The organism is Stenotrophomonas sp. PAMC25021, assembly GCF_004795795.1.
GTDB lineage: Bacteria > Pseudomonadota > Gammaproteobacteria > Xanthomonadales > Xanthomonadaceae > Stenotrophomonas > Stenotrophomonas muris.
On record NZ_CP039255.1, the window covers coordinates 2,004,665 to 2,018,159 of the forward strand.

Consider the following 13,495-nt stretch of genomic DNA (forward strand, 5'->3'; position numbering starts at 1 on the left):
TGCCGGGGTTTTTTGTTTCCGTAGCGTCGAGCCACGCTCGACTGCTGCTCGCAAGAAAGTCGAGCATGGCTCGACTCTACAATCAGCGCCGCCCTTCCACCGCCATGCGCACCGCCAGCCCGGCCAGCACCGTGCCCATCAGCCAGCGCTGCACCATCTGCCAGGTGGGGCGCGCGGCCAGGAAGCCGGCGATGCTGCCGGCGGTCAGCGCGATCATGCCGTTCACGCTGACGCTGACCAGGATCTGGGTGGAGCCCAGCACGATCGACTGCATCAGCACGCTGCCTTCGCCGTCCGGGTGCAGGAACTGCGGCAGCAGCGACAGGTACATCACCGCCACCTTCGGGTTCAGCAGATTGGTCAGGAAGCCCATCGTGAACAGCTTGCGCGGGCTGTCCTGCGGCAGGTCGCGCACCGCGAACGGCGAACGGCCGCCGGGCCTGAGCGCCTGCCAGGCCAGGTACAGCAGGTACAGCGCGCCGCCGATGCGCAGCGCGTCGTAGGCGAACGGCACGGTCATCAGCAGGGCGGTGATGCCCAGTGCCGCACACAGCATGTAGAACACAAAGCCCAGCGCCACCCCGCCCAGCGAGATCAGGCCAGCCATCGGCCCCTGGCAGATCGAGCGCGAGATGACGTAGATCATGTTCGGCCCGGGCGTGAGCACCATGGCCAGCGAAACCAGCGCAAAGGCCAGCAGGTCGGAAGTGGCGGGCATGGGCAGTCCTGGCAGTGGGCGTGGCGCAGTGTAACGCCTGCCGCAGGCGCGGCCTGCGCAGGCACCGCTGCCGGGTGACCGTTGCACGTGCATGCCGATGGCCATCACGCCGGTCGCTTAGAATCCGCAGCACCCCACACCGAAGCACCCCCATGACCCCGATCCCCGAGACCGTGCCGCCCACCGAAGTGCGCATGGCTGAAATCGTCTTCCCCAACCACACCAACCACCTGGGCACCCTGTTCGGTGGCCAGGCATTGGCATGGATGGACAAGGCCGCGTTCCTGGCCGCCGCCCGCTATTCGCGCCGCACCGTGGTGACCGCGCGCAGCGACCAGGTCGACTTCAAGCTGCCGATCCGCATCGGCCAGATGGTGGAAACCATCGGCCGCATCGTCGAAGTCGGCCGCAGCTCGATGAAGGTGGAGGTGGAACTGGTCGCCGAGGACCTGCACAGCGGCGAGCGCAAGCTGTGCACCCGCGGCCACTTCGTGATGATCGCGCTGGACGAGGAAGGCCACCCGATCGCGGTGCCGCCGCTGCCGGCCGCCTGAGACCAGCGGCTGAACCGGTGCTTGCGGGGGCGCTGCGACGCCCCCATCTGGCAGCCATGACCCTGCCACTGACCGACTTCATCGACCGCGCCGAGCGCCTGTTCGTGCTGACCGGCGCGGGTTGCAGCACCGCCTCGGGCATACCCGATTACCGGGACGCCGACGGCCAGTGGAAACGCACGCCGCCGGTGACCTACCAGGCCTTCATGGGCGAGGCGACCACCCGCCAGCGTTACTGGGCGCGCAGCCTGCTGGGCTGGCCGCGCTTCGGCCTGGCCCGGCCCAACGGCACCCACCAGGCCCTGGCCGCCCTGGAAAGCCGCGGCAAGCTGCAGGTGCTGCTGACCCAGAACGTGGACGGCCTGCACCAGCGCGCCGGCAGCCGCAACGTGATCGACCTGCATGGCCGCCTGGATCTGGTGCGCTGCATGGGCTGCGAGCGCCGCAGTGGCCGCGAGGATTTCCAGCAGCGGCTGCTGGACGCCAATCCCGGCTGGGACGCGCTGGAGGCCGGCATCGCCCCCGACGGTGATGCCGACCTGGAGACCGATTTCTCCACATTCGTGGTGCCCGATTGCCCGCACTGCGGCGGCCTGCTGAAGCCGGACGTGGTGTTCTTCGGCGAGAACGTGCCGCGCGAGCGGGTGGCGGCGGTGCACGATCATCTGCAGCAGGCCGATGCGGTGCTGGTGGTGGGCTCGTCACTGATGGTCTATTCCGGCTTCCGCTTCGTGCAGGCGGCGGCGAAGGCAGGATTGCCGGTGGCGGCGCTGAACCGCGGCCGCACCCGTGCCGACGACCTGCTGTTGTTCAAGGATGAGCGGGACTGCGCTGAAGCCTTGTCCGGTTGGGTGGCGGGCTGAGCCGAGCGTCGGCTCGGCTCTACAAGGGGCTGTTCGGCGCTCGGCGGCATGATCGGCTGCGAAACAGCGATCCATCCAGACGGTTGATCCAGAAGCCGCGCAGCGGTGCAATACACACCCCCTACGTCGTTCATCACCCCCTTGAGCCAGCTGTTTTCGCCGATCTCGTTCGGCCCCCTGACCCTGTCCAACCGCATCGTCATCGCGCCGATGTGCCAGTACTCCGCCGAAGACGGCCGCGCCAGCGACTGGCACGCCATGCACCTGGGCAACCTGGCGCAGTCCGGCGCCGGCCTGTTGATCCTGGAAGCCACCGCGGTCGAGCCGCGCGGCCGCATCAGCTGGGCCGACCTGGGCCTGTGGGATGACGGCACCGAGGCCGCGCTGGCACAGGTGCTGGCCAGCGTCCGCCGCTGGTCGCCGATGCCGCTGGGCATCCAACTGGGCCATGCCGGCCGCAAGGCATCCACCGCCCGCCCGTGGGACGGGGGTGGCCAGTTGCCGGCCGGCGATGCGCGTGGCTGGGCCACCGTGGCGCCGTCGCCGCTGCCGTTCCATGCCGCCGATCCGGCACCGCAGGAACTGGACGAAGCCGGCATCGCCGAGGTCATCGCCGCCTTCGCTGCCAGTGCGGTGCGCGCCGAGCGCCTGGGCTTCGAGCTGATCGAGCTGCATGCCGCGCACGGTTACCTGCTGCACCAGTTCCTGTCGCCGCTGAGCAACCGCCGCACCGATGGTTACGGTGGGTCGCTGCCGAACCGCCTGCGCCTGCTGGTGGAAGTGTTCGACGCGGTACGCGCGGCGGTGTCCGACAAGGTCGCCGTGGGCGTGCGCATTTCCGCCAGCGACTGGGTCGAGGGTGGCTGGGACCTGGTGCAGAGCGAAGCACTGGCCCAGGTGCTGGACGCGCGCGGCTGCAATTTCCTGCATGTCTCCAGTGGCGGCCTGGACGAGCGCCAGAAGATCACCGTCGGCCCCGGTTACCAGGTGCCGTTCGCGGCGGCGATCAAGGCCAAGGTGCGCATGCCGGTGATCGCCGTGGGCATGATCACCGAACCGGAGCAGGCCGAATCGATCCTGCGCCATCGCCACGCCGATGCCGTGGCCCTGGCGCGCGGCATCCTCTACGACCCGCGCTGGCCGTGGCATGCCGCCGCCGCATTGCGCGACAGCGTGGAACCGGCGCCGCAGTACCTGCGCTGCGAGCCGCGCGATGCGCGCGGCGTGTTCAAGGCGCGCTGAGGCTCACACCCGCCAGGCCGGCGCCATGCCGGCCCGCAGGTGCTCGAACAGCGCGCGGATCTTGGCGGTGAAGTCGCGGCGATCGCTGACGCAGAAATAGACCTCCATCGGCTCCGGACGCCACGTGCTGTCGGCGCCGAACACGGCCTGCAGGCGTCCATCGCGCAGGTAGGGCTCGGCCACGAACGCAGCCAATCGCGTGATGCCGGCACCGGCCGCCGCCAGCGACGCCAGCGCATCGATGTCATCGCAGACCATGCTCGGCGGTAGCACGGCGTCCACACGCTGGCCGTCCTTCAGCAGGCCCCAGCGCAACGGCCGGCCATCGGTGGGGAAGCGGTGCAGCAGCCCGCGATGGCTGCCCAGATCCGATGGTTCCTGCGGGGTGCCATGGGCCTTCAGGTAGGCCGGCGAGGCGCAGAACACGAACGGTACGCGTGCCAGCTGCCGTGCGACCACGCCGTCTTCCAGCTGCGCGCCGATGCGGATGCTGGCATCCACCGCCTCTGGACCATGCTGCACGGCGCGGTCGGTCAGCCGCAGTTCCAGCTGCAGCTGCGGGTAGCGTTGCTGCAGTGACGGCAGCAACGGGGCCAGCACGTGGCGGCCGAACGCGCTGCTGCTGGCGATGCGCAGCGGCCCGGCCGGTTCGATATCACCGGAGGTGACCATCGCCTGCGCGCGCGCCAGGTCGGCCTCGATGTGGCGGACCTGCGCCAGGTACAGCGCGCCGGCCTCGCTGAGCGCCAGCTGGCGCGTACTCCGGTTCAGCAGCCGTACGCCCAGATGCGCTTCCAGCCGGTTGATGTTCTGGCCGACTGCGGTGGCGCTGATGCCAAGGATGCGGGCCGCGGCGGCAATGCTGCCGGTCTCTGCGGTGCGGGTGAAGCTGCGGATCAGTTGCAACAGGTTCATGACCGACCAGCTTGCCACGGTGATGGCCAAGTATCGCTTGGGACTGAACCAAGCGGTTCGGTTGCATCGGTGATCATCCGGCTGCTGGACAGGAAGCTGCCCTACACTGTGGCGATGCGCCCCGATTCCATCCTCACCCTGTCCTGCCCCGACCGTACCGGCATCGTCTACCGCGTGTCCGGCCTGCTGTTCGACCACGGCTGCAACATCCTCGACGCCCAGCAGTTCGGCGATGAGGAAAGCGGCCGCTTCTTCCTGCGCGTGCATTTCGACCGTGACGCCGGCCTGCCGCTGGAGACCGTGCACGCCGCGATGGCCACGCTTGCCGAAGGCTTCGGCATGGACTGGCAGCTGCATGATGGCCGCCGCCGTGCACGCCTGCTGGTGCTGGTCAGCAAGCAGGGGCACTGCCTCAACGACCTGCTGTTCCGCGCCCACAGCGGCCAGCTGAAGGTCGACATTGCCGCGGTGGCCTCCAACCACGCCGACTTCGCGCCATTGGCCGCGTCCTACCAGGTACCGTTCCACCACCTGCCGGTAACCGCCGATACGCGTGCGGTGCAGGAGCAGCAGATCATCGACCTGGTCGAGCGCGAGCGCATCGACCTGGTGGTGCTGGCGCGCTACATGCAGATCCTGTCACCCACGCTGTGCCGCGCGCTGGCCGGCCGTGCGATCAACATCCACCACAGCTTCCTGCCCAGCTTCAAGGGCGCGCAGCCGTACCACCAGGCACACGCGCGCGGGGTCAAGATCATCGGCGCCACCGCGCACTACGTCACCGAGGATCTGGACGAAGGACCGATCATCGAACAGGACGTGGCCCGCGTGGATCACGCCATGGCGCCGCGCGAGCTGGTGCGGCTGGGCAGCGATACCGAATCGCTGGTGCTGGCACGCGCCGTGCGCCGCCATGTGGAGCACCGCATCCTGCTCAACGGGCATCGCACGGTGGTGTTCCGGTAATCGCCCATCCCGCGTCCGCCGGGCATGGCCCGGCGCTACCCACGGGTGTGATCCGGTAGTGCCGGCCGCTGGCCGGCAACTGCAGGGATCCAGGCGTTGCCGGCCAGCGGCCGGCACTACCGTTGTGGGTCAGGCGGTCGCGATCCCCGCCTTGCCCAGCGCATCGCGCACCATCGCGTCGTTGGCTTCGGTCACCGGCCGGGTCAGGTCCCACAGGAACTTCACCCGGAAGCCGGACTTCACCGCATCCTGCGCGCTCCACAGCACGCAGTAGTCGCGGGCCAGGCCGCACACGTGCACTTCGCGGATGCGGCGTTCGTGCAGCCAGCCGGCCAGGCCGGTGGCCGGGCGTTCGCCATCGGGGCCATGGTTCTCGCGGAAGGCGCTGTACGAATCCACCTGTTGGCGCGTGCCCTTGCGCAGGATCAGGTCGGCCACGGTCCAGTCCACGCCCGGGTGCAGCGCGGCACCGGCGCTGCCCTGCACGCAGTGGTCCGGCCACAGCGTCTGCGGCTGCGCGTGCAGCAGGATGGTCTCGAAGGGGCGTTGGCCGGGGTGCTGGCTGGCGAACGAGGCATGGTCGGCCGGGTGCCAGTCCTGGGTCGCCACCACGGTGCGGTAGCGGCGCTGCGCCAACAGATCGGCGATCGGTGCCACCAGCGCATCGCCCTGGTCGCAGGCCAAGGCGCCACCGGGCATGAAGTCCGGCTGCAGGTCGATCACCAGCAGGGCGACATCGGCGGGCAGGGCGGTCATGGCAGTTCCGCTACAACAGAAGGGGCGACCAGCGTGGCCGCCCCATGCCTGCACGTCAATCGCCCTGTGGCGTCCCAGCGTCCTGCCCGTAGTACAGCAGGCCGATCCTGATCCGCTCGCGGCCATTCTCGCGGCGATGGCGGTTCGCATCGCGAAGCGAGTACACGCAGCCGCAGTATTCCTGCTGGTAGAACTGCTCGCGCTTGCTGATCTCGATCATGCGGCTGGCGCCGCCGCCCTTGCGCCAGTTGTAGTCCCAGTACTGCAGGCCTTCATAGCGCGACGCCGCACGGATCCCGCAGTCGTTGATCTGCGCCATGTTCTTCCAGCGCGAGATGCCCAGCGAAGAACTGATGGTGTCGTAACCGTGCTCGTGCGCGTACAGCGCAGTGCGCTCGAAGCGCATGTCGAAGCACATCGTGCAGCGGATACCGCGTTCGGGTTCGTTTTCCATGCCGCGTGCACGGCTGAACCAGTTGTCGGTGTCGTAGTCGCAGTCGATGAAAGGAATGCCGTGCTGCTCGGCGAAGCGGATGTTCTCCTGCTTGCGCAGCTCGTATTCCTTCACCGGGTGGATGTTGGGGTTGTAGAAGAAGATCGCGTAGTCGATCCCGGAGGCGGTGATCGCCTCCATCACTTCGCCGGAACAGGGCGCGCAGCACGAATGCAGCAGCAGGCGCTTGCCGTCGGCGGGCAGGGTCAGGGTGGGGCGTTGGAGCTCGGTCATCGTCAGGTACCGCATGGACCGCCGGCAACGGCGGTGGCCCATGCATCAGTGCGTGGGTGAACGGGTCTGGCCGGATACCGTGAACAGGACGCGCGCGGCCACACCGCCTGCACGCGCAGGACGACGACGGCCCCGGCAACCTCCCCGCGGAGATTCCAGGTCGAGTCAGGGGACGGTCGTGTCCCCCGGCCGGGGCCGGTATTCGGGCTGATGGACACGGGCCGCAGCCCACCTACTACCCGCCGCTTCCCAGGCGCGAGCCCAGTGCTGTTGGCAGGATTCGTTTCCATTCACCGCTGCGGGGCAGCTCCGGAATGGACGCGCGAGGCGGCTTCACCGGATTCCCGTTTAAATCCCTCCCCGCGCCGCAGCGATGGGAGGGATACCTTCGGCGTGTGCAAGGTGGACCTGTTGGTGGCGCCGGTCAAGAGCGCAGGGGTCAGAACCCGCTACGCTGCAACGGGATCCGACCCCAGCGGAAGGAAGGGGTCGGATCCCGCTGCCACGCAGCGGGCTCTGACCCCGGTCGGGATGCACCTTCAATGCCCCGCGGCCGCCCGCGTGCGGATGTCGTCCAGCCGCTGGTCGTGCAGCAGGCGGCCGTTCTCCCACACGGTCACCATTGCGTCCTCGAAGCCGTCCGGCAGGGTGTCGTCGCCGTTGGCCGGCAGCGGCACCGTGTGCAGGCTGCCATCGTCCAGGCGGCGCAGCAGGCGCATGCGGCCACGCTTGCTGGCCTTGCCGGCGTCGGTGACCGGATCCTTGTAGACGTCGATCCACTCACCCTCGACCCGCGCCGCCGAGCACTTCAGCGCGAACTTCTGCGTATCGCGGTCCAGCCGCTGCAGCAGCGCACCGCCCATGCCGAAGGCCACGTTGTCGGCGGCGTAGCCGTCGTCGGTGATGCGCTGCAGGATCGCGCGGATGGTGTCCGGATTGATGCCATCGCCCTGGATCACCCGCACGTGGTTGAGCACGCGGTAGCCCTTGCTGTTGAGGCTATGGCCGAACGCTTCATCCAGCCGGTGCAGGCTTTCGGCCACCACCTCCACCGGGTCCCCCGAGTCCGGGCGGATGACCAGGGTGGCGCCCGAGGCGATCACTTCATCGCGCAGGGTGGTACCCCAGTGCTCGCTGATGGCGCGGTAGATGTCATAGCTGTCCGATACCACCGCCACGATCGCACCGGGCGTGCCGAACTGGCGCAGCATGTTGCGGTAGGCGTCCACCTCGCGCTCGCGGCCCCAGCTGGTGATGGTGCTGTGCTCGGCGGCGGGAATCGAATAGCCGGCCATCGGCGCGTGGTAGTGCGCGCGCGCCAGGCACAGGGCCGAGACCGTATCGGTGCCGAGGAAGTTGACCAGGTGCGCGGCACCGCCCAGCGCGGCCGATTCCAGGCTCGAGACACCGCGCGCGCCGAAGTCATGCAGCTTGAACGGCAGCTGCCCCTGCGGGTCGTCGCTGGTCTGCTGCAGGAACGCGGCAATGGTCTGCCGTGCGTGCCAGCTGATGGTGGCCACGGTGACCGGGTACCACACGCGCAGCAGCAGCGTTTCCAGGTACGACGGCACCCAGAACGCGGCCGGATCGGTCGATTCGATGGTCATCAGCGCCTGGTGGGTGGGCACCACGCTGCCCTCGGGCACGGCGCGGATGCGCACCGGCAGGTGGCCGCCAAGCCGGTCGACGATATCGCGCCAGCCGGCCTCGTTGAACGGTTCGCCATGCGCGGCGAACACCGCAGCAGCGTCGTCGATGTCGGCGTGGGTGACCGGCCGTGCCAGCGCGTCCTTGAGGATCGCCTGCAGGCCGAAGAACACCGTGCGATCGTGCAGGCCGCCACGTGATTCGACGTAGAAGAACGTGGCATCGGTACCCGGCGGGTACTGCAGCCAATGGCTGGCCTTGTAGCTGTCGGTGTTGAGGAGAAGATTATCGAGGTAGTGCATGACGGAAGCTCCTTCGCGTCGGGTGGCACCGGCGGTCTATCCGCCAGTGGGAAAGCCGGGCCGGTCAGCCGCGGCCGAGGAAGTACTCCAGGATGTGCAGGTGGTCTTCGAACAGCTGCGGGCCCATGTCCAGTGCTTCACTCACCGGTATCCAGCGTGCCTTGTCGGCATCGTCGCCACCGCGCACCGGCGGCAGCTCGCCGGCCGGAAACTCGAAGTGGAAACCGTGGGTGATGGTGCGGCCACGCTGGCTGCGGTCCGGGTGGTCGAACACCTGCTGGCCCTTCAGCGACCCCTTCAACACCGGCAACGGAATCTTCAGCCGGGTTTCCTCGCGCAGTTCGCGCAGGCAGCTGTCGAGCAGGCTCTGTTCCTGGCCGACGAAGCCGCCGGGCAATGCCCACAGCCCCTTGCCGGGTTCCGAGCGGCGACGCACCAACAGCACGTGGCCCGAATGCACCACCACCGCATCGGTGGTGACGAAGGTGGGCGCGTAGGGCGCATCCTTCCAGGCGGCCTTGTACTGTTCGATGAAGCGGTACTCGGCCACCAGCTGGCCATACGCAGGCGCGCTTTTGCGGAACGCTTCGAGCATGTCGTACACCGGCGCCGGCACATTGCCACGCAGCATCAGCAGCGCGCCGTGGAAGTCGACGTCGCCGGCCTCGAACAGGTAGCGCCGCAGCTCGGTGGCCGACAGGGTGGCGGTGTGCTGCACGTCCACCAGCGGCCACTGCGGGAACTCGCGCAGGTAGTAGCTGGATGCATCCTTGTCCATGCCGATCAGGCCCACCCTGGCATCGGCGGCGGCACCGTCGTTGCGCAGGGCGTCAGCCACCTGGCGCTGCACGTTGGCGATCCACTGTGCTTCATTGTACAGGTGGTCACGCAGCGGGCGGATCAGCAGACGGTCGGTGTGGCCGTCGAGGGCCGCCTGGATCATCACGGCGCGTTCGGCCACGGTCCAGGGATTGCGCAGGCTGCGGGGGGTATCGGCAGAGCCGACCAGGAAGATCAGCTTGCGGGCCCGGCTCAGGGCCAGGCGGGCAACGGCGGCGTGGCCGTTGTGGAAGGGCTCGAATCGCCCGATGAAGACGAGATAGTCGAATTCCATGAGAATCCCTCATGTCGTTGTGGCAGCCGCGGGTCTGTCCCTTGGCTTGCTGCAGATGCTACGCCGATGGCGGGGCGGGTCAAGCCTGCAGCCGTGCTTTCTGCTGAACGGCGCATTGCGTGCGCGGACTGCGCCGTTGTTCTCAGGCCCTGAGAAGCCCCTGCGCCATACTGCAACCCACGCGGCGGACGGCATGCTCGGGGGCAAGACAGTGGCGGACAAGTACTGCGATCTGGTCATGAAAGGCGGCATCACCAGCGGCATCGTGTACCCCAATGCGGTACTGGCGCTGGCCCGCGAGTATCGCTTCAAGAGCATCGGCGGCACTTCAGCCGGCGCCATTGCGGCAGCGGTGGCGGCTGCAGCGGCCTGCGGCGATCGCCGCCAGCAGGCCGGCGAGCAGCTGCCCGGCGATGCAGGCTATGGCGGGCTGTCGGCGGTGTCGGCACAGCTGTCCCGGCGCGGCTTCATCTACAGCCTGTTCCAGCCGGCGCGCGGCGCGCGCGCGGCCTATCGGCTGCTGGTGGTGCTGACCGGCAATGCCCGCCTGCCGCACAAACTGCTGTGCCTGGCCGTTGCGGTATTCGAGATCGCGCCGCTGGAAGTGCTGGTGTCGCTGGCGCTGCTGCTCGGCCTGGGTTGGTGGGGCGGTGGCTGGAGCGGCGTGGCCGCCACGCTGCTGCCATCACTGCTGTGCGCCTACGGTGCGGGTGTGGCCGGTGCCGCGCTGCGGGTCGCGCGGGTGGCGCGTCGCAACCTGCTGGGCCTGTGCAGCGGCCTCAGCCGCGATCCACGCAGGCCGGCGCTGACCGAGTGGTTGCATGAATGCCTGCAGCAGCTGTCGGGCAAGCCGCTGGATGCACCGTTGACCTTCGCCGACCTGCACGATGCGCCGCGCTACGCCGGTGAGCCGGACAGCCCGCATGCGATCAGCCTGCAGATGATCACCACCTGCATCTCACACAATGAGCCGCGCACGCTGCCGCTGGGCGGTGCGCAGTTCTGGTTCCTGCGCGAGGAGTTCGAGCAGCTGTTCCCCGCCAGCGTGGTGCAGTGGCTGGTGAGCCAGGCCGGCCCGCCGCTGGAGGTGGAAGGGCGGCAGTACTACCACCTGCCACAGGGCCCGAAGCTGCCGGTGCTGGTGGCCACGCGCATGAGCCTGAGCTTCCCGCTGCTGATCAGCGCGGTGCCGCTGCATGAACCCTCACGCCGCGAACGACGCTGCGAACCGACCGCCCCCGCAGCCGACCAGGAGCACAACGTTGCCGACAGCATGGAAGGGCTGACCAGTGCCGGGCAGACCTGCGGCCCGGTGATCACCGCCTTCCGCATCTGCTGGTTCTCCGATGGCGGCATCAGCAGCAACTTCCCGATCCATCTGTTCGACGCCGCGCTGCCGCGCTGGCCGACCTTCGCCATCAACCTGGTCTATCCACAGCACGCCGAAGCGGTGAGCCAGGGCAGCGGTGGCCGCCAGGCGCTGGAACATGCGGTGTTCCTGCCCACCGAAAACCGCCACGGCTGGCAACGGCATTACCAGTCCATTGCCACGCCGCTGGCCGCAGCCGAACTGGGGCGCTTCCTCTTCGCCGTCGTGGCGACCATGCAGAACTGGCGCGACCTGCTGCAGGCGCGTGCGCCGGGCTACCGTGACCGCATCGTGCACGTCAGCCTGCAGGGCGACGAAGGCGGCATGAACCTGGACATGCCGCAGGAGGTACTCTCCCGCATCGCCGACAAGGGCAGCCTGGCCGGTGCGCGCTTCTGTTCGTTTTCGTTCGAGAACCACTACTGGATCCGCTGGCGCAACCTGGCCTCGGCCTACCAGCGCTACACGCTGGAAGTGGCGCGCACCGATGATCCGGCGCAGCAGGTGCTGGCCTACCGCGCGGCGTACGCGATGGTCGCCAGCGGTCAGCCGACGCCACCGTCGTACAAGCTGGGCTCGGAAGACAAACGGCTGGCCTCGCAGCAGTTGTGGGGCTTGATGGTCGAGCAGGGCCGCACCTGGGAGGACCTCGGCCCGGACCTTACCGACGGCGCACCGCGTCCGCTGCCGCAGATGAAGGTGACCCCGATCTACTGACCCGATCCTGCGGTCGAATCGGGGTCAGATCCGTTTCCGCAGGAAAACGGATCTGACCCCGCAGTGGTTGCTGCTCTTGCCGGCCAGCGGCCGGCGCTACCACGGGTGCAGGGCGCGGCCCTGCCAAACCCGCCCTATCGCCCCGGCAACTGCGCGAACGCGCGCTGCATGCAGTCCTCGCGCGGGCACACCCGGCACCCCGGGCCGATCGATACCGAATTGCCCGGGCTCTGCACATCCAGCCCCAGTGAATACACCAGGCGTTCGGCATGCTGCAGGTCGCAGCCCAGCGCCACCGCGAAGGTCTTGCGCGGTTGGCCATGGCCGACCGGGCCACTGCTGACCTGCCGCGCCAGCCAGAAATGACGGCGGCCATCGGGCATGCGCGCGGTCTGGGTGAGGATGCGCCCGGGTTGGTTGAACGCCTCGTAGACGATCCACAGCGGGCACGATCCACCCACCTGCGAGAAGTGGAAATCGGTGGCCGAATGGCGCTTTGAGACGTTGCCCGCCCGATCCACGCGGATGAAGAAGAACGGCAGGCCGGGCGCGCTGCGCCGTGCCAGCGTGCTCAGACGGTGGCAGACCGCTTCGAAGCCGACGCCGAACTGGTGCGCCAGCAGTTCGATGTCGTAGCTGCTGGTTTCGGCTGCACGCAGGAAGCGCATGTACGGCATCACCAGCGCACCGGCGAAATAGTTGGAGAGACCGATCCGCGCCTGCGCGATGCGTGCCTCATCGGTGAACCCGGCGCGCGCCACCACCGCATCGATCTGCGGCAGGTAGCCGTGCAGGGCCAGCTCGGCCGCCATCTGGAACGCCTGCTGTCCGGGCTCCAGGTAATCGGGCAGCCACAGCCGCCGCGCACCGGCATCGTAGTGCCGCTTTTCGCGCCCGGCCTGCAGTGCGGCCACTTCCACCAGCACGCCATGGCGGTCGGCCAGCAGCTGGCGCAGCCGCGGTGCAACATGCCCGGGCGACAGCCCCCATTCGGCGAACAGCTGCTCGGCCAGCTCGTCCAGCTCGGGAATGTGGTTGTGCATGCGGTTGAAGAACTCGCGCACCTGGTCACCGGCGGGCAGGGTGCTGCCGGCGCCGGGCTCGCCCAGCTGGAACTCCAGTGCGGCCGCGTGCTCGCGCAGCGCCAGGTGACGACGGTGCAGGTCCAACAGCGCGCGGCTGACCTGCGGCAGGTTGCCGGCCAGGGCGCGCAGTTCGGTCGCGCTGACCTCGGCCAGGCCCAGGTCGCGCAGGGTTTCGCCCAGCGCCTCCTGCAGGGCGGCGGGCTCATCGTCATCGAACAGCGAGGAAACGTCGCCCAGCACCTCTCCCAGCTTCTTCTGCACCGCCGGTGTCAGTGGGCGCTTGTTGCGCTCGATCTGGTTCAGGTAGCTGGCCGACAGCCCCAGCGCACGCGCCAGATCGGCTTGGCTGTAGCCGCGCTGCTCGCGCAGCCGCAGCAGGCGCAGGCCGAGTTGCCGCTGGGGAGCTGAATAATTCACAGAATTAACAGGAATCGTGGGGCGCATTGGCCAGATTAAGCGGATTCAGCCCGGAAATCGAGCCGGGTGCTGTGAATAATGCCAAGCATCTTTCGCACCCTGT

12 protein-coding genes and 1 riboswitch are annotated in these 13,495 nt (G+C 68.5%); of the genes, 5 read left to right on the forward strand and 7 right to left on the reverse strand.

The genetic code is table 11. The annotated features are described in order from the left end of the window. Positions 1-82 precede the first annotated feature (82 nt). The gene (locus tag E5790_RS09440; protein ID WP_032956621.1) at positions 83-718 is read right to left on the reverse strand and encodes a LysE family translocator; all 636 of its coding nucleotides are present in this window, start codon (positions 716-718) and stop codon (positions 83-85) included. A 152-nt stretch (positions 719-870) separates the two neighbouring features. On the opposite strand from E5790_RS09440, the gene E5790_RS09445 reads away from it, so the two are divergent. The 3 genes from E5790_RS09445 to E5790_RS09455 all read left to right on the forward strand — a co-directional run bounded on the left by E5790_RS09445 (position 871) and on the right by E5790_RS09455 (position 3,377). Beyond that, complete coding sequence (locus tag E5790_RS09445) at positions 871-1,272, forward strand: acyl-CoA thioesterase (RefSeq protein ID WP_004153688.1); 402 nt, start codon at positions 871-873, stop codon at positions 1,270-1,272. 56 nt (positions 1,273-1,328) lie between these two features. After that, positions 1,329-2,135: an NAD-dependent protein deacetylase gene (locus E5790_RS09450; RefSeq protein ID WP_111206544.1), complete on the forward strand. Its 807-nt coding sequence runs from the start codon at positions 1,329-1,331 to the stop codon at positions 2,133-2,135. Positions 2,136-2,276: 141 nt separating this feature from the next. Next, on the forward strand, positions 2,277-3,377 hold the full coding sequence (locus tag E5790_RS09455; protein WP_014645582.1) for an NADH:flavin oxidoreductase/NADH oxidase: 1,101 nt from the start codon (positions 2,277-2,279) through the stop codon (positions 3,375-3,377). Between the two features lie 3 nt (positions 3,378-3,380). Here E5790_RS09455 and E5790_RS09460 read toward each other — a convergent pair whose 3' ends face one another. Next, positions 3,381-4,292 carry a LysR family transcriptional regulator gene (locus E5790_RS09460; protein ID WP_049441881.1) on the reverse strand — a complete coding sequence of 304 codons (912 nt, stop codon included), beginning with the start codon at positions 4,290-4,292 and terminating at the stop codon, positions 3,381-3,383. 114 nt (positions 4,293-4,406) lie between these two features. Here E5790_RS09460 and purU point away from each other — a divergent pair, with 114 nt between their 5' ends. Then, positions 4,407-5,258, forward strand: coding sequence for a formyltetrahydrofolate deformylase (purU, locus tag E5790_RS09465; RefSeq protein ID WP_005411937.1), 852 nt, complete (start codon positions 4,407-4,409; stop codon positions 5,256-5,258). Between the two features lie 129 nt (positions 5,259-5,387). Here the strand turns inward: purU and pncA are convergent, their stop codons facing one another. From pncA to E5790_RS09485, 4 genes are all read right to left on the reverse strand, one after another. Next, positions 5,388-6,014, reverse strand: coding sequence for a bifunctional nicotinamidase/pyrazinamidase (gene pncA, locus E5790_RS09470; RefSeq protein WP_014645585.1), 627 nt, complete (start codon positions 6,012-6,014; stop codon positions 5,388-5,390). Between the two features lie 55 nt (positions 6,015-6,069). Beyond that, positions 6,070-6,741 (reverse strand): epoxyqueuosine reductase QueH, encoded by a 672-nt coding sequence (locus E5790_RS09475; RefSeq protein ID WP_032962114.1) that lies wholly within the window; start codon positions 6,739-6,741, stop codon positions 6,070-6,072. A 175-nt stretch (positions 6,742-6,916) separates the two neighbouring features. Then, positions 6,917-7,146: riboswitch (cobalamin riboswitch) on the reverse strand. A 134-nt stretch (positions 7,147-7,280) separates the two neighbouring features. Beyond that, positions 7,281-8,690 (reverse strand): nicotinate phosphoribosyltransferase, encoded by a 1,410-nt coding sequence (locus E5790_RS09480; RefSeq protein ID WP_111206541.1) that lies wholly within the window; start codon positions 8,688-8,690, stop codon positions 7,281-7,283. 64 nt (positions 8,691-8,754) lie between these two features. Next, the gene (locus E5790_RS09485; RefSeq protein ID WP_087786468.1) at positions 8,755-9,810 is read right to left on the reverse strand and encodes a bifunctional nicotinamide-nucleotide adenylyltransferase/Nudix hydroxylase; all 1,056 of its coding nucleotides are present in this window, start codon (positions 9,808-9,810) and stop codon (positions 8,755-8,757) included. Between the two features lie 187 nt (positions 9,811-9,997). Here E5790_RS09485 and E5790_RS09490 point away from each other — a divergent pair, with 187 nt between their 5' ends. Further along, positions 9,998-11,890, forward strand: coding sequence for a patatin-like phospholipase family protein (locus E5790_RS09490; RefSeq protein ID WP_053494644.1), 1,893 nt, complete (start codon positions 9,998-10,000; stop codon positions 11,888-11,890). Between the two features lie 134 nt (positions 11,891-12,024). Here the strand turns inward: E5790_RS09490 and E5790_RS09495 are convergent, their stop codons facing one another. Further along, on the reverse strand, positions 12,025-13,392 hold the full coding sequence (locus E5790_RS09495) for a short-chain fatty acyl-CoA regulator family protein (protein ID WP_014645590.1): 1,368 nt from the start codon (positions 13,390-13,392) through the stop codon (positions 12,025-12,027). Positions 13,393-13,495 lie beyond the last annotated feature (103 nt).